The sequence below is a fragment of the Nonomuraea sp. C10 genome (genome assembly GCF_008017515.1).
Taxonomy (GTDB): Bacteria; Actinomycetota; Actinomycetes; order Streptosporangiales; family Streptosporangiaceae; genus Nonomuraea; species Nonomuraea ferruginea.
Genome location: NZ_VPFF01000001.1, coordinates 5598873 through 5622723, shown reverse-complemented (window position 1 = coordinate 5622723; position 23851 = coordinate 5598873). Strand labels below are relative to the sequence as shown.

The window sequence follows — 23851 nt, the reverse complement described above, 5'->3', positions numbered from 1 at the left end:
TCAGTTCCTTTCCGGCCGGACCGGTATGGCCAGCCGCACGGTGGTTCCGCCCCCCGGTGGGCTGGTGATGGTCAAGCGGGCGCCGATCAGCAGCGCGCGCTCACGCATGCCGCGTACGCCCGTGCCCTCGGTCATCGGGCCGCCCCGGCCGTTGTCGGCGATCTTCAGCACCACGCCGTCGGGCCGGCGGCAGAGCGAGAGCTCGACCTTGGTCGCCCTGGCGTGCCTGGCCACGTTGGTCAGCCCCTCCTGCGCGATGCGGTAGACCACCAGCTCGGCCTCCTCGCCCAGCTCCGGCAGGTGCGACTCCAGGCGGCGGGTGACGTGGGCGTCGGACATCTCGCCGAAGTCGGCGGCCAGCGCGTTCAGCGAGGCGATCAGCCCCAGGTCCTCCAGCATCCCCGGGCGCAGCCGCCTGGCGACCTGGCGCACCTCGTCCAGGCTGCCCCGTACCGTCTCCTGGATGTTGTGCAGCTCCTCGCGCAGCTCCTCCGGCGCGAGGTCGACGGCGCGCTTGAGGCCGAGCAGCACCACCGTCAGGCTCTGGCCGATCTCGTCGTGCAGCTCGCGGGCGATGCGCTGCCGCTCGCCCTCCTGGGCGGCCAGCGCGTGCGCGGCGGCGGTGCTGCGCTCGGCCTCCAGCCGGTCCAGCATCGCGTTGAAGGTCGCCACCACGTCGGTCAGGTCGCCGTTGCCGCTCTCGGCGAGTCGGTCGCGGGAGCGCAGCAGGTCGACCCGCTGCATGAGCGCGGTGAGCGCCACCAGTGGAGCCAGGCTGCGGTGCAGCAGCACCGCGTTGGCGCCCAGCATCAGCGCCAGGCCGATCGTCAGCACCGGGATCTCGGTGAGCAGCACGGGCGCGGACACCGTGGCGGGTGACACCGCCAGGACCAGCGTGCCGACCGTGAACACCAGGCCGTTGATCACGATGAGCCGCCGGAACAGCGCCTGCGCAGGTGAGCGGGCGGATGCCGGACGTCGCTCTTTCATATCATCAGAGTCGCCGCCGGACGGCGTGCGTGTCCATCCGTAGCAGCACCCATCTCCTTGTGCGTACCTACATGGTTTCCCCCACCGGAGATGGGTGTCAGACCCGATGGCGTGGTTACCGGTCCGTTACCGAAACTGGAAACCATGAGACAACCCGCCATATCTGCACCGTATCTGTTGCCCGTTTGCCGTCCGGCTCGCACCGGCCCGCCGGGGCACGCCCGATGAGCGGTGTCATCGCCCTGACCGTCTTCGTGGTGGCGTACTACTTCATCGCCACCGAGAAGGTGAACAAGGTCAAGGTGGTGCTCGTGGCCGCCGGCGTCATGGCGGTGCTCGGGCTGATCCCCGGCGCGGAAGTCTTCTACTCCGAGCATGAGGGCATCGACTGGAACGTCATCTTCCTGCTGCTCGGCATGATGATCATCGTGGGGATCATCAAACAGACGGGACTTTTCGACTTTCTGGCCATCTGGGCCGCGAAGAAGTCGCAGGGGAAGCCCTACCGGCTGATGGTGATGCTCATGGCCATCACCGCGATCGCCTCCCCCTTCCTTGACAACGTCACCACGATCATGCTGGTCGTGCCGGTGACGTTGATGGTGTGTGAACGTCTTGACATCCCAGCCCAGCCCTACATCATCGCCGAGGTGCTCGCCTCCAACATCGGCGGCGCGGCCACCCTCATCGGCGACCCGCCGAACATCATCATCGGCAGCCGCGCGGGCCTGACCTTCAACGACTTCCTCGTGCACATGTCGCCCATCGTCGTGGTGGTCTTCGTGGCCTTCCTGCTGCTGACGCGGGTGATGTTCAGGAAGTCGTTCCAGTACAACCCCGACCGGGTCGCCGAAGTGATGAAGCTGCAGGAGAAGCGGGCCATCACGGACCCGAAGCTCCTGGTCCGGTGCATGATCGTACTCGCCCTGGTGATCGTCGGTTTCGGGCTGCACGCCATCGTGCACGTCGAGCCGTCCATCGTGGCGCTGGTCGGCGCGGGCGTGATGATGCTGGTGGCGCGGGCCGAGACGTCCGAGGTCATGGCCGAGGTCGAGTGGCCGACGCTGGTCTTCTTCATCGGACTGTTCGTCATGGTCGCCGGGCTCGTGCACACCGGGGTCATCGAGACCATCGGCGTCTGGGCGGTCGAGGCCGTCGGCGACAACTTCTTCGGCGCGGCGACCGCGCTGGTCTGGGGTTCGGCGATCCTCGGCGCGTTCTTCGACAACATCCCCTATGTGGCCACCATGGCACCTATCGTGGAAGGGCTGGTCGCGCAGGCTCCCGATCCTGACACCGGGCAGGCGTTGTGGTGGGCGTTCGCGCTGGGCGCGGACTTCGGCGGCAACGGCACCGCGGTGGCGGCCAGCGCGAACGTGGTCGCCATCGGCCTGGCTGCCCGCTCCGGCCACAAGATCACGTTCTGGCAGTTCACCAAGTACGGCATCCTCGTCACGGCGATCAGCACAGCAATGGCCTGGCTCTACGTCTGGCTGCGCTATTTCGTCTGAGTGAGGAGGGGCGACGATGACGTTGCCGCAGCTGTACGTGGTGTTGCTGGTGGGCGGCCTGGTGCTGCTCGCCAGCATCGCCGCGGCGCGCACCGCAGCCCGCCTCGGCCTGCCCAGCCTCCTGCTGTTCCTCGGGCTGGGCGTCCTGGTCGGGGAGGACGTGCTGGGCATCCCCTTCGACGACGCCCAGCTCGCCCAGACCCTGGGAACGACGGCGCTGGCCGTCATCCTGGTCGAGGGCGGGCTGAGCACCCGGTGGGCCGACGTCCGCCGGCTGCTCGCCCCCTCGGCCCTGCTGGCCACCGCCGGCGTGGTCATCAGCGTGCTCGTGACCGCCACGGGCGCGCACTACCTGCTGGGCATGGACTGGCAGCTCGCGCTGCTGCTCGGCGCCATCGTGTCGTCCACCGACGCGGCGGCGGTCTTCGCCGTGCTGCGGTCGCTGCCGCTGCCGCGCAAGCTGGCCAGCATGGTCGAGGCCGAGTCCGGCTTCAACGACGCGCCCACCGTGATCCTGGTGCTGGTCTTCAGCGCCTCCGGTGGCCTGCCCGGCCCGTTCGCCATCGGCGGGCAGATGGTCTACCAGATCGCCACGGGCGCGCTCATCGGTCTGGGCGTGGCCCTGGTCGGCGTGGTGACGCTGCGCTACGTGGCGCTGCCCGCCACCGGGCTGTACCCGCTGGCATCCTTCGGTTTCGGCATCTGCGCCTTCGCCGCGGCGGGCGCGGCCAACGCCTCCGGCATCATCGCCGCCTACCTGTCGGGGATCGTGCTCGGCAACGCCGTGCTGCCGCACCGGGCCGCCACCCGGTCCTTCGCCGAGGGCGCGGGCTGGCTCGCGCAGATCGGGCTGTTCGTCATGCTCGGCCTGCTGGTCGATCCGAGCGAGCTGCTCGACGCGCTGCTGCCGGCGCTCGTCATCGGCGCCTTCCTGCTGCTGGTGGCCCGGCCGGTCTCGGTGCTCCTGTGCCTGGTGCCGTTCCGGGTGCCCTGGCGTGAGCAGGCGTTCATCTCCTGGGCGGGGCTGCGCGGGGCGGTGCCGATCGTGCTGACGACGTTCCCGATCGTGGCCCAGGTGCCCGGCGCGCTCGACCTGCTGCACATCGTCTTCGTGCTGGTCGTGGTGTTCACCCTGATCCAGGGGCCCGGCCTGCTCGGGATCACCCGCCTGCTCGGCCTGGTCAGGCCCGAGGAGGCCCGGGAGGTGGACATCGAGTCGGCGCCGCTCGACGTGCTCGACGCCGAGCTGCTCACGGTCTCCGTCCCCGAAGGATCGATGCTGCACGGGGTGGAGGTGTCGGAGCTGCGTCTGCCCCGTCCGGCGGTCATCAGCCTGGTCATCCGCGGCAGCTCCGCGCTCGTGCCCCTTCCAGAGTCCCGGCTGTACGAGGGCGACCAGCTGCTGATCGTCGCCACCTCCCGCACCCGCGACGAGGTCGAGCGGCGCCTGCGAGCCGTCGGCCGCCGCGGCCGGCTGGCCCGCTGGCACGGCGAGAGCGGCGATCCGGACCCCAGACCCGACCGACCCCACAAGAACAACGGAGGCAGAGGGAGATGGAGATCACACCGGCGACGGTCCCCGGAACCGGCCACATTTACCAGATCAGAACCAGAAGAGGTGACCGGCTCGCCTTCATCGATTACCACGACGGCCGACGCGCGCTGACCTTCTACGGCGAGGACGACTCCGACGACGTCGGCCGCACGGCCGAGCTGGAGCCCGACGAAGCCGACCGGCTCGCCGAGCTGCTGCACAGCCGGTCGCTCGACGACCGGCTGGCCGCGATCGAGCGCCGCCTGGCGGAGCTGACCGCCGGCCGCTGACGGCGGCCGGTCCGGCCGGGAGGGCCCGGGTCAGGCGGGCCCTCCCGGCCGCGCATCCGCTGCGCGGCCGGTCACGCAGACCGGCGCGTGGCAGGTTTCAGCGGACGCGTCCCGCGCCCGCACCGGCGGGAACCAGGGCGCGCAGCGCCCGCGGCGGGTGGACGCGGGTGTACAGGGCCGGCGTCCAGCCGGCGTCACCGCCGAGGCTCGCGCCGGCGGCGGCGTTGTGGGCGGCGACCAGATCGACCGGCCGGCCGTCGACCAGGTTGTCCTTCGCGGTGATCGCGGTGCCCTTGAACACGGTCAGCACCTTCTCGGCGGCGATGCCGTCGAACGCGTTGGCGTTCGCGTACACCTGCGACTGGAAGCCGACCCCGATGCTGTACACGTACGGGCCGCCACCCGTGAAGTAGTTGTTGTAGACGTGCACCTGGCCGAAGCGCACCCGCGGGGTCCGCTGGCCGAGCCCCTCGAAGTAGTTGTGGTGCACGGTCACCTTCAGCTTGTCCGCCTCCTGGTAGGAAGCGGGGTTGTCGGTGTTGCCGATCAGCGTCACCTTGTCGTGGTCGCTCAGGTGGTTCCACGACAGGGTCACGTAGTTCGAGCCGCGCACCACGTCGAGCAGCCCGTCGTGCACCTGGTACGGCCGGCCGAAGTACAGCGGCTGGTTCGCGTCCGGGTTGTCGCCGTCGTTCAGCGTGTTGTGGTCCAGCCACACGTGGGTCGAGCCGGAGATCTCGACGTTGTCGAAGGAGGCGTTCCAGTTGCCCTCCTCGCCGTCCGTCGGGTCCCACTGCGGGAAGCAGTCGGCCGTGTCGCTGATCGTGAGGTTGCGCACGATCACGTTGTCGGCGTTCCTGATCCGCAGGCCGAAGCTCTTCAGCGCGGCGTCGCGCCCCAGCCCGACCAGGGTGACGTTGGAGCCGACCGCGATGCTCACGTGCTCGCTCATGGCGTTGTACGAGGCGCGGCGCGCGTCCTCCAGCGGCCCTGACGGCGGGCTGGAGCGGCCCCACACGGCCGGGTCGTAGGCGGCCAGGTACGCCTCCAGGCTGTAGCCGCCGACGGCGTAGTCCGCGCAGGTCAGCGGGTTGCCCGCGGCGTCGGTGTCGGCGTCTATCGCGCCCTTCACGTACACGATCCGCGGCCGGTTGTCGGCCGGCCCGCCGAGCGCGGCGATCAGATCGGCCCTGGTGGAGACGACATGCACGTCCTCCGGGCGGGCGGCGGAACCGCCCGTGGTGCCGGTGCCGGCCGCCGCCCAGCCGTCCTTCTCGCCGAGAGTCTCGCGGCCCAGCCGGTACGGGTCGGGCCGGTCGTGGTGGTGGCGGACGGGGTTCCAGCCGTCGCGGCCCTTCAGGTAGTGGTGAGGGGTGAGGCGGGCGGCGTCCCGGGCGGAGAGCTGCGGCCTGTCCTCCCCGGCGGTGGCGCCGGGGCCGTGGTTGCGGTACTCGGACAGGCGCGCGTCCCGCCAGCTCAGGCCCGACATGTCGGTCCACGGGGCGTCCTTGAACTGCTGGCCCAGCCACGACTCGCGGACCAGCACCTGCCCGCGCGCCGTCGGCGACCCGCCCGCCGGCCACGGCCGGCCCAGGTGGTACGTCCCGGCGGGGGCGTCGCTGACCAGGTGGCTGCGGTGGATCAGGAACCCGTACGGGTTGGCCACCTCGGTGCTCGCGGCGGTGACGTAGCCGTTGTTGGCGGCGTCGCCCCGGTCCAGGGCCTTGATGACGCACCGGTCGAAGACGGCGGTGGCCCGGCCGAAGATGAAGTCCACGTCGCCTTCCACGTAGCAGTCGTGGAAGTACTGCCGGGCGGTCGCGCCCGCGCTCTCGGTGTTGGCGTAGAGCGTGTCCTGGTTGCCGATGAACCGGACGTTGTCGTACACCTGCCGGTCGCCGGTGGTGCGGACGGCGACGGCCTGGCTGGGGCCGTGCGCGGCCTCGTCGTAGGAGTTCTCGAACGTGAGGTCGCGCGCGGTGAAGTCGGGCGCGCTGATCACGTACGAGGCGCTGCCCGAGGTGCCGTACGGCCCGGAGCCGTCGGGCCGCTGGATCGTGGCGGCGGCGTCGAAGGTCAGCACCACCTTGGCGGGGTCGTCGGTGTCTCCTGCGAGGGTGATGTGCGGCTTGTCGGCGGGGATGACGACCTGCTGCTTGTAGGTGCCCTCGCGGACGAGGACGGTCACCGGCCTGGCGTTGCCGGAGGGCACGGCGTCCACGGCGTCCTGCACGGTGGTGTGGTCGCCGGAGCCGTCGGCGGCGACCACGATGACGCTCCTGGGCGGGGGAGCGGCGGCGGCGGGGGCGGCCGCCGCGATGATCATGACGGCGATCACCGGGGGGAGTGACAGAAGTCGCATGCGCAACCTCTCGTGAGGGTGGCAATCGGTTGCACGAAACGTTGACGTAGCTCTTCTGAAACGTCAATGGTTCCTAGTAAAACTGCACTGTTGCTGCGGCAAACGGTTGCAGCCCTGGCAGAACAAAAGCCCCCGCGCGGACGCGGGGGCCGGTGACGCTAGGGCTGCGGGTAACCGAGGGCGGCGGACAGCTCCTGGGCCGACTCCGCCACCACCTTGCCCATCTCCTCCAGGCGCGACTCCGGGGGCACGCGGGTCAGCGACATGCTGATGGCCGCGACGATGAGGCGGCGGTGGTCGCGCACCGGGGCCGTGATGCCCCCGGGGAGGTCGTCCAGCTCGACCGCGCTCACCACGTACCCGAACTCCCGGACGTGCGCCAGGTCGGCGAGCCACTGCTCCTCGTCGGCGATCGCCGAGTCCAGGCCGCCCGGCAGGGAGGCGTGCAGCAGCTCGCGCACGTGGTCCTGATGCCAGTCGGCGAGCAGCGCCCGCCCCGCGCCCGCCATGAGAACCGGCACCGCGACGCCTTCCCAGACCCGGTGGTACGCCCGTGACGAGGGGGCCGACAGCAGGGTGAGCACCTGCTCGCCGCGGAGCACGCACAGGTGGGTGTCCTCGTCGAAGGCGGACGCCAGCCTCCGCAGGCACGGCGCGGCCACCTGCGCCAGCCGGGCCTGCTGGGTGCGGGCCGCGAGCGCGAACAGCCGCCAGCCGAGCCGGTAGCGCCGGGTCAGCGGGTCGCGTTCGACCATGCCCTCGGCCTCCAGCGCGCGCAGCGCCCGTGACACCTGGCTCTTCTCCCGCCCCAGGCGTTGCGCGATCCAGCTCACGCCGAAGCCCTCGGCGTCACGTTCAGCGCCGTGACCAGCGAGAACGTCAAGGATCTCCAGGTCTCGGCGGAGACCCGCCGACGACACTGCCGGCCTCTCGGTCATGCTCATCCGTTCATAACAATGGTGTTGCGCTAGGTGCAACTAATTTTGCAATCACCGCAACACGGTCATACGTTTACATGCCAGTGCAAGAGTAAGCGAAGGCGGTTCTTTCATGACTTTCGGCGAGTACGTGGTCTCTCGATGGGGGACTCTCTCGCTGGCCGCTGCCGAACACGCCCTGGTCGTCGCCATCGCGATCGGCATCGCGACCGTGGTGGGGGTCGGCATCGGACTCCTCGGTTTCCAGGCCCCCAAGGTGCGCGGCGCCTCGCTGGCGCTGTCCGCGGGCATCCTCACCATCCCCTCGCTGGCACTGCTCACCCTGCTCATCCCGATCACCGGACTCGGCTGGGGGCCCACGCTCGTCGCGCTCACCGGGTACGCCTTTCTGCCGATCATCAGGAACACGGTGACCGGGCTGAACGGCGTCGACGCCGCCACCGTCGAGGCAGGCCGCGGGATGGGCCTGAGCGCCGCGAGGGTGCTGGTGAAGGTGCGGCTCCCGCTGGCCTGGCCGCTGATCCTGACCGGCGTCCGGGTCTCGGCCCAGATGCTCATCGGCATCGCGGCCATCGCCGCCTACGTCGACGGCCCCGGCCTCGGCACCCAGATCTTCGAAGGACTGGCCAGGCTCGGCTCGGTGAACTCGCTGAACGCGACGCTCGCCGGAACGCTCGGCATCGTGGTCATCGCGGTGCTCTTCGACGCGTTCTTCTTCGCCGTCCGCCAGCTGACCACCCCTAGGGGGCTTCGTGTTCGACCGTGATTCCGCAGGCGTCCGCATCGAGTTGCGGGGGCTGACCAAGCACTACCCGGGGCAGCCGGCTCCAGCGGTCGACAACGTCAACCTCGACATCCCGGCCGGTGAGCTGGTCGTCTTCGTCGGGCCGTCCGGCTGCGGCAAGACCACCACGATGAAGATGATCAACCGGCTGGTGGAGCCCACCGCCGGGGAGATCCGCATCGGCGGCGAGGACGTGCTCAACCTGCACCCCGACGAGCTGCGCCGGCACATCGGGTACGCCATCCAGCAGGTGGGGCTGTTCCCCCACCTGACCGTGGGCGAGAACGTGGCCCTGGTGCCCAAGCTGCTCGGCTGGCCCGCGGCCAAGGTCGCGGACCGGGTCGAGGAGCTGCTGTCGCTGGTCAACCTGGAGCCCGGCGCGTACCACGACCGCTACCCGCGCCAGCTGTCCGGAGGGCAGCAGCAGCGGGTCGGCGTGGCCCGCGCGCTGGCCGCCGACCCGCCGGTGATGCTGATGGACGAGCCCTTCGGCGCCACCGACCCGATCACCCGCGAGCACCTGCAGAGCGAGTTCGCCAAGCTGCAGAAGAAGCTGCGCAAGACGATCATCTTCGTCACGCACGACTTCGAGGAGGCGATCACGCTCGGCGACCGCATCGCGGTGCTGCGCGAGCGCTCGCACATCGCCCAGTACGACACGCCCGCCAACATCCTGGCCGCGCCCGCCGACGACTACGTGGCCGGCTTCATCGGCCAGGACGCCACGCTGAAGCGGCTGGCGCTGCTGACGGTGGACGACGTGCCGGCCGTCGGGCCCGTACCGTCGAGCAACGGGCTGCCGCGGGTGGACGCGGGCACCAGCCTGCGCGAGGCGCTGGACACCATGGTCGCCCACGGCAGCGACAGGTGCGCCACCCCGTCCGGGGTGCTCACCTACACCGCGCTGTGCGAGGCCGTGGGCACGGACGGCGCGAAGACCGGCCGCGAGGAGGTGGCGGCCGGTGACCGCTGACACGATCGCCATCGGCCGGGCCGGCGCGCCCGTCCGCGCTTCCGGACTGCGCCACGTGCTCACCCCGGCCGCGATCGCCGTCGTCCTGGTCGCCCTCTACGCCTGGGTGAGCACGCTGGAGCTCGACTCCATCGAGCGCCGCAGCCTCAACCGCGAGGTGATCGTCGCCAAGGTGATCGAGCACCTGCAGATGACCGTGGCGGCCACCGCCCTCGTGGTGATCATCGCGGTCCCGCTGGGCATCGTCGCCTCGCGCTCCAGGAACCGGTTCATCACCCCGGTCATCCTCACCGCGGGCAACCTCGGGCAGGCCGTGCCGTGCATCGGGCTGCTCGTGCTGGCCACGTTCGTGCTGGGCGTGGGCTTCCAGACGGCGCTGGTCGGCCTGGTCATCTACGCCGTGCTGCCGGTGCTGCGCAACACCATGGTCGGTCTGCAGCAGATCGACCCCGCGCTCGTCGAGTCCGCCCGCGGCATGGGCATGACCAAGGGCCAGGTGCTGCGCCGGGTCGAGCTCAAGCTCGCCGTGCCCGCCATCCTCGCCGGTCTGCGCACCGCCCTGGTGCTGACCGTCGGCGTCGCCACGCTCGGCGCCTTCGTGGCCGCGGGCGGGCTGGGCGAACTGATCATCAACGGGCTCAAGCTCAACCGGATGCCCGTCACCATCGTCGGCGGCGTGCTGACCGCGTGCATCGCCTTCTTCATCGACTGGCTGGGCAGCCTCGCCGAGAAGCTGCTCAAGCCCCGGGGCATGTGATCCCGCCGACTTCCCATCCCTCGAATCCCGATTTTTCGTAAGACCCCCACCGCGAGAGGTGTTTTCACGTGTTTTCCCGCCCCGTCCGCCGCAAGTTCGCCGTGCTCGCAGCAGCGGCCCTGACCCTGACAGCGGCCGCCGGGTGCGGTGGCGGCGGAAGCGCCGTCGAGGCGTCCAGCGCAGGCACCGAGCTGGAGGGCGCCTCGTTCGTCGTCGGCTCCAAGGACTTCACCGAGAACATCGTGCTCGGCAAGATCGCCGTGCAGCTGCTCAAGGCGCACGGCGCCGAGGTCGAGGACAAGACCAACCTGGGCGGTACGGTCACCAACCGCAAGGCGCTGCAGGCCGGTGAGATCGACCTGTACTGGGAGTACTCCGGCACCGGCTGGATCGAGCACCTGAAGAAGACCGAGCCGATCCAGGACTCCGCCGAGCAGTTCAAGGCCACCGCGGAGGCCGACCTGGAGCAGAACCAGATCCGCTGGATCGGCCCGACGCCGCTCAACAACACCTACGCCCTGGCCATCCGCTCGGAGAAGGCGCAGGAACTGGGCGTCAAGACGGTCTCCGACGTGGCCGAGCTGGCGAAGACCAAGCCGGAGGAGGTCACGATGTGCATCGAGACCGAGTTCTCCACCCGCGACGACGGCCTGCCCGGCCTGACCAAGAAGTACGGCTTCGAGATGCCCAAGGACCGGATCGCGCTGCTGGACACCGGCGTCGTCTACACCGAGACGGACAAGGGCGAGACCTGCAACTTCGGCGAGGTGTTCACCACCGACGGCCGCATCGCCGCGCTCGACCTGACCGTGCTGGAGGACGACAAGAACTTCTTCCCGATCTACAACGCCGCGGTCACCGTCAAGGACGACCTGTACAAGAAGCACCCGGCCCTGGAGCAGGTGCTGAACCCGGTCATCGCCAAGCTGGACGACGCCACCATGCAGGCGCTCAACGCCCAGGTCGACGTGGACGGCAAGGAGCCCGGCACGGTCACCGCCGAATGGCTGGAGCAGAACGGCTTCCTCGGCAGCAGCAGCTGACCGGCCGACCGCAGCGGACGTGAGCCGGGGCGCTCGTACGGATGATCGTCTCACCGTGAAGGGCCCGGGCGCGCGCGTCCGGGCCTTCGGCGTTCCCTCCCGGCTCCGAAAGTTTCAGAGCCGCGGCGCATCCCTTACCCTCGTGAGTCGGCGTCGCGGAAGAGCCGGCCCGCATGGGCGTCGGCTCCGGCCGCGCCGCCGTGAGTCGGCGTCGCGGAAGAAGGGAGCCGGCCGGATGCCTCACGCGGCGAGACGTACGGTCACGCTGCGCGACGTGGCGGCGGCCGCCGGGGTCTCGGTGGCGACCGCGTCACGGGTGCTGGGCGGCAGCTCGCGCGCCGTCGCCCCCGAGTACGAGCGGCGCGTCCTGGCCGCGGCGGAGGCCCTGCGCTACACCGCGGACGCGGCGGCGCGCGCCATGCGGCGGGGGAGCGAGGCGATCACGCTCGTCACCGACGACCTGACCACCCCTGCCATGGGCGTCGTCGTGTCCGCGATGGAGCGCCAGGCCAGGATGACCGGCGTGTTCGTGACCGTCTCCGCCACCCACGGCGCCCTGGAGCGGCAGCTCGAAACGGTGCGCCTGCTGCGCGCGCTGCGGCCGCGCGCGCTCGTGCTGACCTCCTCCCGGTTCCGCGCGAACGCGCTCGACGACCGCCTGACGGACGAGTTGCGCGCGTACGAGCGAGCGGGCGGGCGGGTGGTGATCGTCGGCGTGACGGACCGGGCGTTCGACTCGATCGCCTTCGACGACCACGGCGCGGGCCGGGTGATGGGGACCCATCTGGCCATGACCGGCCACCGGCGGGTGGCGATCCTGGCCGGCCCCGAGGACCGGGCGAACTTCGCCGCCAGGGTCGCGGGCTGCGCCGAGGGCCTGCGCCGGGGCGGGGTGCCCGCCCGCCAGGTGCGCGTCGTGCCCTGCGAGGCCGGCAGGGACGGCGGGTACGCGGCGGTCCGGCGGCTGATCAGGAGCGGGCCGCCGGATGCGGTCGCGGCGGTCAGCGACGTCCTCGCGATCGGCGCCCTGGCGGCCCTCCGCGAGGCCGGGGTGCCCGTCCCCGCCGAGGTGTCGGTGGCGGGCATCGACGACATCCAGCTCGCGGAGGACGTGACGCCGAGGCTGACGACGGTCGCGCTCCCGCTGGCCCACGTCGGCGCCGAAGCCATCCGCCTGGCGCTCAGGGAGACCCCCGAACCCGAACACCTGACGGTCCAGGGCACCCTCGTCATCCGCGGAACCACCCGCCCCTGACCCGCGGGAACCGTTCCCCGCCGAGGCTTCCGCCCGCCCCGAGGCGGGCGTCGCGGTCCGGCTGAATGCCCCTTGACGGTGAAGTCCGGGAAAAGGCAGACTGCGGAATGCGTTTTCCCGGCGCGCGCCCCCCACGCCCCCGAAGGGTCACATGTCTCAACGCAGCTACCGGTCCGCGATCGTCGGCACCGGCGGGATCGCCACCGCCCACGCACAGGCCGTCGCCGGGTCCGGCGGGCGGGCGCGCCTCGTCGCGGCCGTCGACGTCGACCTCGGCAGGGCCGAGACCTTCGCCGCCACCTGGCAGGTTCCCCGCACCTTCACGACTCTGACCGAGCTGCTCCGCGAGGAGCCGGTCGACCTGGTCCACCTCTGCACCCCGCCCCTCCTGCACGCCCCGCTCGCGCTCGAATGCCTCGAAGCGGGCGTCACGGTGCTCGTCGAGAAGCCGCCCACCCTCTCCCTGGCCGAGCTCGACACGCTCGCCGAGGCCGAGAGCCGCTCGACGGCCCACATGGCGACCGTCTTCCAGCACCGCTTCGGCCCCGGCGCGGCCCGGCTGCGCCGCATGCTGGACGGCGGCGAACTGGGCCGCCCGCTGGTCGCCACCTGCCTGACCCAGTGGTACCGCGGCGACGCCTACTTCGAGGTCCCCTGGCGCGGCACCTGGGCCTCGGAAGGCGGCGGCCCCACCATGGGCCACGGCATCCACCAGTTCGACCTGCTGTTCTCCGTGCTCGGCCCATGGCGCGAGGTCAGCGGCCTGGCCGTCCGCCAGGCGCGCGACACCGAGACCGAGGACGTGTCGATGGCCATGGTCACGTTCGAGAGCGGCGCGGTCGCCTCGGTGGTCAACTCGGTGCTGTCGCCGCGCGAGACGTCCGTGCTCCGCTTCGACTTCGAGCGCGCCACCGTCGAGCTGGAGCACCTGTACGGCTACACCGACGCCGACTGGAGCGTCACCCCCGCCCCCGGCTGCGAGGACGTGGCCAAGCGCTGGTCGGCCGAGGGCCGCAGCGCCGATTCCAGCGGCCACCACGGCCAGCTCGCGGCGGTGCTCGACGCGCTCGACCGGGACGAGGCGCCGCCGGTCACGCTGGCGGACGCCCGCGTGACGATGGAGTTCGTGGCCGCCCTGTACGCCTCCGCCTTCACCGGCGAGCGGATCACGCGCGGGCAGGTCGGCCCCGGCAGCCCGTTCGCCCGGCGCATGGACGGCACCGGCGCCCCCTGGGAAGGAACGGACAGGTGACCACCCTCCAGGCCGTCCACACGCTGGGCCGGTCCGTCGCCGTCACAGCCGGGGACGTCGAGCTGTTCGCCTACGTCTACCGTCCCGACACGCCCGTCCTGGAGTCGCCCAAGCCCTACCTGCACCCGGTGCGCACCCTGGGCGGCGACGTGGTGTCGCTCTACCGGCCGCACGACCACGTCTGGCACAAGGGCATCGCCTGGTCGCTGCCGCACGTGGGCGAGCACAACTTCTGGGGCGGGCCCACGTACGAACGCGGGCGCGGCTACGTACAGCTCGACAACAACGGCAGCGCCGTGCACCGCGAGATGACCGCGCTCGGCGCGGACGGCGGGCGCGCCGGTCTGGCGCACCGGCTCGACTGGATCTCCCAGGCGGGGCGGCCGGTGATCGAGGAGCGGCGCTCGCTCACGGCCACCGTGCTGGACGAGACGACCTGGGCGCTGGTCTTCGGCACGGCCATGACGAACGTGTCAGGCGGGCCGCTCGACTTCGGCTCCCCGACCACCAAGGGACGCGAGAACGCCGGTTACGGCGGGCTGTTCTGGCGCGGCCCGCGCTCGTTCACCGGGGGGATCATCCAGTCGCCGTCCGGGGCGGGCGGTGACGAGCTGCGGGGGACGCGGGCCGAGTGGTTCGGCTTCCGCGGGCGTCACGACGAGACCGGCGGCTGGTCCACGATCGTCATGGTGGACGACGCGGCCAACCCTCAGCACCCGCCGCGGTGGTTCGCCCGCAGCGAGATGTTCGCCTGCCTGTGCCCGGCGCCGTTCTTCGGCGAGGAGCTGCGGGTCGAGCACGGCCGCACGCTCGCCTTCCGGTACGCGGTCGTGATCGCCGACGGAGACCGGGGCGACGAGGGCAGCGCGCTGCTGGCCGAGCGGGGCCGCGCGGTGCTGGCCGACGTGCCGGCCGACGTGTGGGCCGACGTGCCGGCCGACGTGTCCGCCGCCTTGGCGCCGCCGGGTGGGGCCGTCGCATGACGGCGTTTCCCGGCGGCACCTCCGTCTCCCGGCTGTCGGTCTACACCGGCGCGTGCGCCGACGGGCTCGAAGGCGGCACCCCGCACCTGCACACCGCCTCCACCGAGGCCTACGTCGTCACCGGCGGGCGCGGCGCGCTGCAGACGCTCGACATGAACGGCCTGCGCGAAACGGAGCTGACCGCGGGGACGACCGTGTGGTTCACGCCGGGCACCATCCACCGGGCCGTCAACCGGGGCGGCCTGGAGGTGGTCGTCGTCATGCAGAACGCCGGGCTGCCCGAGGCGGGCGACGCCGTCATGACGTTCCCGCCGGAGGTGGTGTCCGACCGGGACGCCTACCAGGAGGCGGCCGGGCTGCCCGCCGGCGGGGAGGAAGCGGCCGTGGCGCGGCGGCGTGACCTCGCCGTCGAGGGGTTCCTCCGGCTGGCCGAGAGCGCCCGCGCCGGCGACTACGGGCCGCTGCTGCGCTTCTACGACAGCGCCGTCGCCCTGGTCCGGCCCAAGGTCGCGGGGTGGCGGCGCATCTGGGAGACCACGGTCGCCGCGGGGACCCGCGACACCGCCGAGGTGCTCGACGCCCTAGGCCGCGGCGACGGCATCCACCTGCGGCACGCCATGCTCCTGGAGGCGCCGCCGCAGGAGCGCTGGGGCATGTGCGGCCACCTGCGCGCCCACGACGTCACCCGCCCCATCGTCCACGCCCCCGTCCATCCCTCCACGCACCCACCCGTCAAGCCCTCCGCGCACTCACCCGTCCCTCAACCCACGCACCCACCCGCTCACGCGCCCGTCTCTGAACCCGCGCATCCACCCGTCTCTGAACCTGCGCACCCACCCGTCAAGCCCTCCGCGCACTCACCCGTCTCTCAACCCGCGCACTCACCCATCGATCCACCCACGCACTCACCCGCCGATCCACCCGCGCACGCGCCCGTCCATCCGCCCGTGCGCCCGGCGTCCGGCCGTGATGCCTGACGGGGCCGAGGGGCCGGGCGCGGTGACCCTGCATGACGTGGCGCGGGAGGCGGGGGTCTCCGTCGCCACCGCGTCCCGCGCGCTCAACGGCAGCGCGCGCAACGTCCGCACCGAGAACGCCTCCCGGGTCCGGGCCGCCGCGGCCAAGCTCAACTACCGGCCGCACCTGTCGGCGCAGGCCATCGCCAGGGGCCAGACCAGGACCGCGGCCCTGGTCGTGGGCGACGTGGCCGACCCGTACTTCTCCGCCATCGCCGCCGGCGTCACCGAGGCCGCGGAGGCGGCCGGGCTGATCGTCACCATGGCGGTGGCCGGCCGTTCACCCGAACGCGAGCTGGAGATCATCCGCACGCTGCGCGGCCAGCGACCCCGCCTGATCGCCGTCGCGGGCAGCCGCATCGACGGCGCCGCGACCAGGGCCGCGCTCTCCGGCGAGCTGGAGGCGTACCGGTCCGCCGGTGGCCGGGTCGTCATGATCAGCCAGCGCGACCTGCCGTTCGACACGGTGACCATCGACAACGCGGGCGGCGCGTACCAGCTCGCCCGCGCGCTGGCGGCGGCCGGTTACCGGCGGTTCGCGCTGTTCCGCGCGCCCGCCACCGTGCGCACCTCGCGTGACCGGTGCGCCGGCTTCCTGGCGGGACTGCGCGAGCTGGGCCTGGCCGTCGAGGACCGGTTCGTGGTCGAGACCGAGTTCACCCGCGCCGGCGGCTACGAGGCCGCGCGCCGTCTCGCCGAGCGCGGCCTGGACGGGGTGGAGGTGGTCTTCGCCGTCACCGACGTGATGGCGATCGGCGCCATGTCCGCCTTCCGCGACGCCGGCCTCGTCCCCGGCAGGGACATCGGCGTCGCGGGTTTCGACGACATCGACTCCGCCGTGGACGTGACCCCCGCGCTCACCACCGTGGCCGTGCCGCTGCGCGAGGTGGGGCTCACCGCGATGCGGGTCGCCCTGTCGGACGACCCGGGGCCGGTGAGCGTGCAGACCTCGACGACGGTGCTGCTCCGCGAGAGCACCCCGGTACGCTCCCGGACCCGCTGATGTCTCCGGCCGTGCTGCAAGAAAAGGGGTACGGTGCCCTGACGGTGGCAGAAAGGCAGACATGCGGAAATTTGTGATCATGGGGGTGCAGGGGAGCGGCAAGGGGACGCAGGCGGCGATGCTCTGCGACGATCTCGACCTCGTGCACATCAACGTGGGCAACATCTTCCGCTGGCACGTCAAGAACCACACCAAGATCGGCGCCCAGGTCCGCCGCCTCGTCGCGGCCGGTGAGCTGGTCGGCGACGACCTGGTGGAGGACGTCGTGCGCGAGCGGCTCCAGCAGCACGACTGGAACTTCGGCTTCGTCGTCGACGGCTTCCCGCGCAACCGGCGGCAGACCGAGTTCTTCCTGGAGAGCTACGACATCGACGGCGTCATCCTGCTCGACCTGCCGGACGACGAGGTGCGCCGCCGGGTGCTGGCCCGCCGCCTGTGCTCGCGCTGCGGCATGGACTACAACCTCATCGCGCACCGCCCCGAGACCGAGGGCCGGTGCGACGTGTGCGGCGGCGAGCTGGTCACCCGAGCCGACGACACGCCGGAGGCCCTGGCCCGGCGGCTGCGCGACTACCACGGCAAGACCGACCCGGTGATCGACCTGTTCCGCCGCAAGGAGTACGTGGTGGTGGTCGACGCGCGTGACGACCAGGCGACGGTCCAGCAGACGATCAGGGACCGCCTCGGGCTGCCCGCCTACCGCGCCGGTTCGAGGACCTGAGCCGGGAACGGTCATCAGGTGGCCGCGCCGGGCGCGCTCTCGTGCCCCGGGAGGCCGCGGGTGCGGCGGCGGGCCTTCATCTCTGCCTCGTAGACGTGCGTGCGCCCGCCCACCAGCCGGTCGCGGGCCTCCGCCTCCAGCCGCTGGAACGTCGCGTAGTAGCCGGCGTCGTACTCCTCGACGACCTGGAACGTCCACCGGCCTTCCAGCACGTTCAGCCCGATCAGCTCCCGTTCGATGCGCCCGGCCAGCTCGCCGTGCCCGGCGCCGCGCAGCAGCTCGGCCACCTCGTCGAGGGCGTTGTCGGCGCCGCCGGTGAGCTGGTGGAAGGCGTAGAGGTGGCCACGCGCCCGGTGGATCTTCTCCAGGGCCTCGCTGAACAGGCCGAGCGCCTCGACGACCTCGTCGGTCACGCCCGGCGGCCGCCGGTGCGCGGGGTCGGGGTCTCCGCTGACGTGCTGATCTGCCATGTCCTGGCGCTACCCGCTAGAGGCCCGCCAGCACGTCCGGCCGGTTGGTGATGATGCCGTCCACCCGGTACGAGACGAGCCGCCGCATGATCTCCGGATCGTCCACCGTCCAGGTGAAGACCTGCATGCCGAGCTCCTGGACCGCCTCCACGTAGCCGGGGGTGAGGTCCCGGTACGGCGGGTTGACCTGGCCGGCGAACTCGGCGAGCCCCGCCAGCTCGTCTGCCGTGGGCGTGCCGAGCAGGCCGACCGGCACGTCCGGCATCAGCCGGTGGAAGGTCCGCATCGAGTCCCAGTCGAACGACTCCACCACCACCGGGCCCGGCCACGAGCGGCGCAGCTCCAGCACCGTGCGGCGTTCGATGCCGGGATAGAGCTCCGGGGCCTTGATCTCCAGCAGCAGGCCGAGGCCGGTGCGGTTCATCGCCTTCAGCGCCTGCCGGAGGGTCGGCACCCGCGTGCCCGCGAACGAGGGGCCGAACCACGAGCCGGCGTCCAGCCGGCGGATCTCGGCCAGGGTGAAGTCGCCCACCTGCCACGGCGACCGGTCGGGGAACACGGACTCCACGTCGGTGGTGCGGGTGAGCGTGGTGTCGTGCATGAGGATCAGCGCGCGGTCCTTGGTCTCCTGGACGTCGAGCTCGAACATGTCGGCGCCCTGCCGGGCGGCCAGCTTGAGAGCGCCGATCGTGTTCTCGGGAGCGTAGGCGGAGGCCCCGCGGTGGGCGACGTTGGAGACCCCGGCGGGCGGCGCGGCCCCGGCCGGGACGGTGAACGGGCTGGTGACCAGGCTGGTGACCATGGCCAGGGCCACCAGGACGGTCATGAGGACGGTGCGTGTGCTTCGGGACATGGGTCTCCTCGATAGCGGGGAGTCGCCTACGCACCGAACATGACGTGCCGTCATGACGAAGTGTTGACGCGGAAGTGGACGTCCGATGGACCTTGCGGATCAGCTCTCCGTCAAGAGCGACCGCACCACGTACCTCATCGTGGCCCAGACCACGTACAGCAGCGGCGCGAGCGCCAGCAGCAGGCCGAGCACCGGCTTGAGCAGCACCACCGCGACCGCGAGCGCGAGCACCGCGAGCGTCGGCGCCGTCAGGTACCAGCGGCGCGCCACCAGGTACAGGCACGGCCGGACCAGCTCGCGCACCCGGCGCGGCGACTCCGCCACCACCACCAGCACCGCCACCGTCACGGCCACGACCAGCGCGGCCCCGGTGGCGAAGAACGGCACCAGGGCCGCACCCCACGAGGTGCCGGCGACCACCACCGCGTCGAGCGCGAGCACGCTCACCGCTACCGTGCCCGCCAGCCACGCGGCCAGCGCGCGCGTCGCGGCCCGCCGATAGCCGGACCAGAAGGCGCGCAGCACCGCCGTCGAGCCGTCGTCCAGCAGGGCGAAGCACCGGAACGCGCCCGCCAGCGCCGGCGCGCACACCGCCGACAGCACCGCGAAGAACGGCCACGACAGCAGCGGGTCGCGCACCAGCGCCAGCGCGGCCAGCAGCGGCGCGCACGACAGCGCCAGCAGCACGTTCGTCATCAGCCCGACGTAGACGGTGCCGAAGACCTTTTCGTACGTCTCCTGCCGAGCCGGACGCAGCAGGCCGCGGACCGCGCTCATCCCTTCAGCCCGCTCGTCGCGATGCCCTGGATGAAGTAGCGCTGCCCGAACAGGAAGATGACCATGACCGGCAGCACCGACAGCACCGCGCCCGTCATGATCATGGCGTAGTCGGCCTGGTACTGCCCGACGAAGGAGCGCAGGCCGAGCTGCACGGTCCACAGCTCGTTGCTCGTCAGGTAGATGAACGGCCCCATGTAGTCGTTCCAGGTGCTGACGAACGTGAGCAGGGCCAGGCTCGCCAGCGCCGGCTTGGAGAGCGGCAGGATGATCCGCCGGTAGATGCCGTACTCGCTGAGCCCGTCGATCCGCGCGGCCTGACACAGCTCGTCCGGGATCGACATGTAGTACTGCCGCATCAGGAAGACGCCGAACGCGCCGAACGCCTGCAGCAGGATGATCGACAGGTGCGTGTTGATCAGGTCGGCCCGCTGCATCATGATGTACTGCGGCACCATGTAGGCCTGCCACGGCACCGCGATCGTGGCGATGTAGGCCAGGAAGAGCCCGTCCCGGCCGGGGAAGCTCACCTTGGAGAAGCCGTAGGCGGCGAAGCTGCCGGTCAGCACCTGCAGAAACGTGATGACGACCGACAGGTAGAGCGAGTTGCCCAGGTAGGTCGCCATCGGGATCTGCTCCCAGATCTCCACGTAGTTCGACCAGCGGAACTCCCGCGGGATCCACTCGATGGGGATCGTGAAGACCTCGTTGTTCCGCTTCAGCGACGAGGTGACCATCCACCCGAGCGGCAGCAGCACCAGCAGCGTCACCGCGACGAGCGACACGTACGCCAGCGTCCTGCGGAAGATCCTGGGCCCGCGCGGCGGCGGGCCGGCCTGGCTCGCGCCGGGGCCGGCGGCCGGGGGAGCCTCGCGCAGCGTGGTCATCAGGAGCTCCTCCGTTCGTTGATGCGGAACTGGACGACGGTCACGGTGAACACCAGGAGGAACAGCACCAGCGCGATCGCCGACGAGTAGCCGAACTCGCCCTCCCTGATGCCCTCACGGAAGATGAGCTGGGCCAGCACCAGCGTGCTGCGGCCCGGCCCGCCGTCGGTCATGACCACGATCAGGTCGAGCACCTTGAAACTCTGGATGGTCAGCATGACCAGCACGAAGAACGTGGTCGGCCGCAGCGACGGGAGCGTGATGCGCCAGAACCGCTGCCAGGCGTTGGCCCCGTCGACCATGGCGGCCTCGTAGTACTCCTTGGGGATCGTCTGCAGACCGGCCAGATAGAGCACCATGTAGTAGCCCATGTCACGCCACACGCTGGTGGCGATGACCGCGGGCATCGCCCAGTCGGTGCTCGCGACCCAGCGCGGCGGGTCCTGGACGCCGATCGCCTCCAGGAACAGGTTGACCGGCCCCGCCGTGGGGTTGAACAGCATGTTCCAGACCACGGCCACCGCGACCAGCGAGGTGACGTACGGGAAGAACGCCGCGGTGCGGAAGAACTCGACGCCGCGCAGCCTGCGGTTCAGCGCCATGGCCAGCCCGAGGGCGGCGGCGAGGGTCAGCGGGATGTGGCCGGCCGAGTAGTAGATGGTGTTGCGGAGCGCCACGTGGAAGTTCTCGTCGTTCCACAGCCGCGCGAAGTTCTCCAGCCCCACCCATTCGGGGTCGTTGGCGGAGTCCCATTCCATGAACGCCAGCGCGAACGCGGCGAGCACCGGGACGAGCGTGAACAGGGCGAAACCCAGGAAGTTCGGCAGGATGAAGCTCCACCCGATCAGGGTGTCGCGCCAGGCCCGCCGGCGGCGGGGCGTCTGCGATCCGCCCGGCGCCGGGTGCGTCATTACGTGCGCCATGGTGTCCCTCTGTGAATCCTTTCGCGAAAGACTCCTTCGCGAACCTGATGCGGGAGCGGCGGGCGCCCCCCTGCGCCCGCCACGGCGTCCCTTAGTTGAGGACTTCGCTCTTGACGCGGTCGCTCATCGACTTGATCCCCTCGGCCACCGACTTGTCGCCGACCATGATCAGCTGGTGCTCCTCGTTGAGGATGGTGTCGACGTCGGAGGTCTTGTCGCTCACCGGCATCTCCAGCACGACCTTGTCCGGCTCGAACGCCTTCTTCGACAGGTCGTCGGCCGGCATGCCCTTGAGGCCGAAGTACGCCTCGGTGATCGCCGGGTCCTGCAGCGCGGGCACCACGCCCACCTTGGTGATCGCCTCCGCGCCGGCCTTGCTCGCGGCGAACTGGACGAACTTCCTGGCCAGGTCGGCGTTCTCGCTCCGCTTGTTCACCGCGAACGCCGTCGGCGAGCCGAACGTGGTGACGTCGGTGGCGCCCGGCCGCTGCGGCATCGGGGCCAGCGCCCAGTCGACCTGGCTCTCGCCCTTCTCCTTGGCCTCGAGGATGCCGGAGATGTACCAGGTGCCCATGGGCATCATGGCCGTCGCGGCGGTCTCGAACATGGTCCGGTAGTCGGCCTGCTGGGCCGTGGCGGTGCCGAAGTCCAGCGCGTTGCCGCCCTTCTGCAGCGACAGCGCCATGTTGTACTGGTCGGCGAAGAAGTTGTAGTCGCCGCTGAGCTGGTCGCCGCCGGTCTGGGCCGCCGAGATCGCCTGGATCACCGACCGCCAGGTGTGGTGGTAGGTGCCGTAGACCTTCTGGTTGCCGTCGCCCTGGCTGAGCTGCTGGGCGTACTTGGCGTAGTCGTCCCAGGTGATGGGGCCGTCGAGCTTGATGTTCGCCTTGTCGAACATGGCCTTGTTGTAGTAGAGCAGCCAGAAGTCCTGGCGGTACGGCAGCGCGAAGTAGCTGTCGTTGACGTTGAAGGCGTCCAGGCCGGCGAGCTTGGAGGTGTCGGTCGACTTGACCATGTCCGTGATGTCGAGGAGCTGCCCGCGGGCGGAGTAGCGCGAGTAGTCCGTCACGTTCTTCATGGTGATCACATCGGTCTTGTCGCCACCGGCCAGCATCGTGGTGACCTTCTCGGGATAGTCGTCCGCGAGAATGTCGGCCGGCTTCACCGTGACCCCGGGGTTCGCCTTCTCGAAGGCGTCGAACAGGGCGGTGAACTCCGGCGTCTTGGCGAGGTTCCACACGGTGATCGTGAGGGTGGTGCTCCCGCCGCCTTCGGCGGTCTCACCGGAGCCGCCGCCACCGCACGCGGCGACCGCGAGGGCGAGCGCGGCGGCCACTCCCGCGGTCTTCACAAGATGGCGGCGCACTCTGGCCTTGGGGGGGTTCGAAGGGATCATTGATCCGGTCTCCTTCCATGAAGCCGGGCTCAGGCGCTCACGCTGATCTCGTCGGCTGTGACCGGCGCCCGTGGCGGCAGGCCGGACAGGTAGCGTTCGAGCTCGTCGAGGGCGCTCTCACTCATCCGCCGGGTCTCTGATCCCAGAGATCCGGCGACGTGGGGGGTGATCATGACGTTGTGCAGGTCGTACAACGGCGAGTCGGCAGGCAGCGGCTCCGGGTCGGTGACGTCGAGGATCGCGTCGAGCCGCCCCGTCACGCACTCGCTCTCCAGAGCGGCGGTGTCGAGCACGGACCCACGCGCCGTGTTGATGACGGTCGCGCCGTCCCTCAGCAGGGCGAGCTCCGCCGCCCCGATCAGGTGACGCGTTTCGGGCAGCGCGGGCACGTGCAGGGTGAGCACGTCGCAGCGCCGCAGCAGGTCGGGCAGCTCGACCAGCCTGCCGCCGGCCGCGCGAACCTCGGCCGGGTCGGCGTACGGGTCGGCCACCAGGATGTCGACCTCCAGGCCGCGCAGCCTTTCGGTGACCCTGCGGCCCACCCGCGAGAAGCCGACGACACCGATCGTGCGCCCGCGGTTGGACAGCTCGCCGCGCCCGGCCGCGTAGGACCAGTCGTCGCGATGTTTGCGCGCGTCGTGGGCCAGGAACGGGGCCTTCTTGCCCGCGAAGATGATCGCGGCGAGGGTGAACTCGGCGACCGGTATCGCGTTCTCGTCGGCGGCGTTGGTCACGAGTATCCCGCGCCGCCATACCTCGTCGGTGACGAAGGAGCGTACCGTGCCCGCGCAATGGAAGATCGCCCGGAGCTCCGGCGCACCGGCCAGCAGCTCCTTCGTCAGCGGCGGGCAGCCCCACGAGGTGACGAGCACCTCGACCTCGCGCAGCCTGCGCCGTACGAGCGGGTCGTCGAAGTTCATGGTCGAGATAGGATCGGTGAGTTCGACGAGTTCGTGCAACCGTCGTAACTGCGGTTCCTGAAACTGCACCCCGAAGTGCGCAGGATCCATGACCAGCAGGGCCTGTGGTCGACGACGGTCTCTCACCCGGGTCCTTTCGGCAGCAAGCGCTTACCAGTGTCGCTGATCATGTCCGATCATTTCAATCACGTCAAGATCTCTTCAGGGCGCTAT

At 70.9% G+C, this 23851-nt stretch carries 23 protein-coding genes; 13 read left to right on the top strand and 10 right to left on the bottom strand.

The features are described 5' to 3' along the window. Positions 1–990, bottom strand: a complete 990-nt coding sequence (locus tag FR742_RS25755; RefSeq protein ID WP_148033318.1) for a histidine kinase — start codon at positions 988–990, stop codon at positions 1–3. Positions 991–1214: 224 nt separating this feature from the next. Between FR742_RS25755 and FR742_RS25750 the strand changes: the two genes are divergently transcribed. Genes FR742_RS25750 through FR742_RS25740 form a run of 3 tightly spaced genes read left to right on the top strand, consistent with a single transcriptional unit; the run spans position 1215 to position 4325 of the window. Continuing rightward, positions 1215–2501 carry an SLC13 family permease gene (locus FR742_RS25750; protein WP_148033317.1) on the top strand — a complete coding sequence of 429 codons (1287 nt, stop codon included), beginning with the start codon at positions 1215–1217 and terminating at the stop codon, positions 2499–2501. A 16-nt stretch (positions 2502–2517) separates the two neighbouring features. Continuing rightward, positions 2518–4167, top strand: a complete 1650-nt coding sequence (locus tag FR742_RS25745) for a potassium/proton antiporter (protein ID WP_148033316.1) — start codon at positions 2518–2520, stop codon at positions 4165–4167. After that, on the top strand, positions 4056–4325 hold the full coding sequence (locus FR742_RS25740) for a hypothetical protein (RefSeq protein WP_148033315.1): 270 nt from the start codon (positions 4056–4058) through the stop codon (positions 4323–4325). Before FR742_RS25745 ends, FR742_RS25740 begins: the two co-directional genes overlap by 112 nt. Before the next feature lie 97 nt (positions 4326–4422). Here FR742_RS25740 and FR742_RS45965 read toward each other — a convergent pair whose 3' ends face one another. Further along, a complete protein-coding gene (locus FR742_RS45965; RefSeq protein WP_148033314.1) occupies positions 4423–6687 on the bottom strand; it encodes a pectinesterase family protein in 2265 nt (754 codons plus the stop codon). A gap of 158 nt (positions 6688–6845) precedes the next feature. Beyond that, positions 6846–7631, bottom strand: a complete 786-nt coding sequence (locus FR742_RS25730) for an IclR family transcriptional regulator (protein ID WP_148033313.1) — start codon at positions 7629–7631, stop codon at positions 6846–6848. 106 nt (positions 7632–7737) lie between these two features. Between FR742_RS25730 and FR742_RS25725 the strand changes: the two genes are divergently transcribed. The 10 genes from FR742_RS25725 to FR742_RS25680 all read left to right on the top strand — a co-directional run bounded on the left by FR742_RS25725 (position 7738) and on the right by FR742_RS25680 (position 17412). After that, the gene (locus tag FR742_RS25725) at positions 7738–8391 is read left to right on the top strand and encodes an ABC transporter permease (protein ID WP_148033312.1); all 654 of its coding nucleotides are present in this window, start codon (positions 7738–7740) and stop codon (positions 8389–8391) included. Continuing rightward, a complete protein-coding gene (locus FR742_RS25720) occupies positions 8378–9382 on the top strand; it encodes an ABC transporter ATP-binding protein (RefSeq protein ID WP_148033311.1) in 1005 nt (334 codons plus the stop codon). The genes FR742_RS25725 and FR742_RS25720 overlap by 14 nt, the downstream gene beginning before the upstream one ends. Then, complete coding sequence (locus FR742_RS25715; protein WP_222709055.1) at positions 9372–10139, top strand: ABC transporter permease; 768 nt, start codon at positions 9372–9374, stop codon at positions 10137–10139. Before FR742_RS25720 ends, FR742_RS25715 begins: the two co-directional genes overlap by 11 nt. 68 nt (positions 10140–10207) lie before the next feature. After that, complete coding sequence (locus FR742_RS25710) at positions 10208–11182, top strand: glycine betaine ABC transporter substrate-binding protein (RefSeq protein ID WP_148033310.1); 975 nt, start codon at positions 10208–10210, stop codon at positions 11180–11182. A 235-nt stretch (positions 11183–11417) separates the two neighbouring features. Then, positions 11418–12437 (top strand): LacI family DNA-binding transcriptional regulator, encoded by a 1020-nt coding sequence (locus FR742_RS25705; RefSeq protein WP_148033309.1) that lies wholly within the window; start codon positions 11418–11420, stop codon positions 12435–12437. 151 nt (positions 12438–12588) lie between these two features. Next, positions 12589–13689, top strand: coding sequence for a Gfo/Idh/MocA family protein (locus tag FR742_RS25700; RefSeq protein WP_148033308.1), 1101 nt, complete (start codon positions 12589–12591; stop codon positions 13687–13689). Then, positions 13686–14672 carry a PmoA family protein gene (locus FR742_RS25695; RefSeq protein WP_148033307.1) on the top strand — a complete coding sequence of 329 codons (987 nt, stop codon included), beginning with the start codon at positions 13686–13688 and terminating at the stop codon, positions 14670–14672. Before FR742_RS25700 ends, FR742_RS25695 begins: the two co-directional genes overlap by 4 nt. Continuing rightward, complete coding sequence (locus FR742_RS25690) at positions 14669–15649, top strand: cupin domain-containing protein (protein WP_148033306.1); 981 nt, start codon at positions 14669–14671, stop codon at positions 15647–15649. Before FR742_RS25695 ends, FR742_RS25690 begins: the two co-directional genes overlap by 4 nt. Beyond that, on the top strand, positions 15642–16691 hold the full coding sequence (locus FR742_RS25685) for a LacI family DNA-binding transcriptional regulator (RefSeq protein ID WP_148034818.1): 1050 nt from the start codon (positions 15642–15644) through the stop codon (positions 16689–16691). The genes FR742_RS25690 and FR742_RS25685 overlap by 8 nt, the downstream gene beginning before the upstream one ends. A gap of 61 nt (positions 16692–16752) precedes the next feature. Then, entirely contained in the window at positions 16753–17412 is a 660-nt protein-coding gene (locus FR742_RS25680) for a nucleoside monophosphate kinase (protein ID WP_148033305.1), read from the top strand. 14 nt (positions 17413–17426) lie between these two features. On the opposite strand, the gene FR742_RS25675 is transcribed toward FR742_RS25680, so the two are convergent. From FR742_RS25675 to FR742_RS25645, 7 genes are all read right to left on the bottom strand, one after another. Further along, complete coding sequence (locus tag FR742_RS25675; protein WP_148033304.1) at positions 17427–17882, bottom strand: hypothetical protein; 456 nt, start codon at positions 17880–17882, stop codon at positions 17427–17429. 16 nt (positions 17883–17898) lie between these two features. Further along, positions 17899–18735 carry a glycerophosphodiester phosphodiesterase family protein gene (locus FR742_RS25670; RefSeq protein WP_148033303.1) on the bottom strand — a complete coding sequence of 279 codons (837 nt, stop codon included), beginning with the start codon at positions 18733–18735 and terminating at the stop codon, positions 17899–17901. Positions 18736–18834: 99 nt separating this feature from the next. Continuing rightward, the gene (locus FR742_RS25665; RefSeq protein WP_148033302.1) at positions 18835–19512 is read right to left on the bottom strand and encodes a ferredoxin-NADPH reductase; all 678 of its coding nucleotides are present in this window, start codon (positions 19510–19512) and stop codon (positions 18835–18837) included. Beyond that, entirely contained in the window at positions 19509–20399 is an 891-nt protein-coding gene (locus FR742_RS25660) for a carbohydrate ABC transporter permease (protein ID WP_148033301.1), read from the bottom strand. Before FR742_RS25660 ends, FR742_RS25665 begins: the two co-directional genes overlap by 4 nt. Then, complete coding sequence (locus tag FR742_RS25655; RefSeq protein WP_148033300.1) at positions 20399–21322, bottom strand: carbohydrate ABC transporter permease; 924 nt, start codon at positions 21320–21322, stop codon at positions 20399–20401. Before FR742_RS25655 ends, FR742_RS25660 begins: the two co-directional genes overlap by 1 nt. Before the next feature lie 91 nt (positions 21323–21413). Then, complete coding sequence (locus FR742_RS25650) at positions 21414–22718, bottom strand: sugar ABC transporter substrate-binding protein (RefSeq protein WP_187281302.1); 1305 nt, start codon at positions 22716–22718, stop codon at positions 21414–21416. Positions 22719–22747: 29 nt separating this feature from the next. Beyond that, the gene (locus tag FR742_RS25645; RefSeq protein WP_246640779.1) at positions 22748–23638 is read right to left on the bottom strand and encodes a hydroxyacid dehydrogenase; all 891 of its coding nucleotides are present in this window, start codon (positions 23636–23638) and stop codon (positions 22748–22750) included. Positions 23639–23851: the final 213 nt, after the last annotated feature.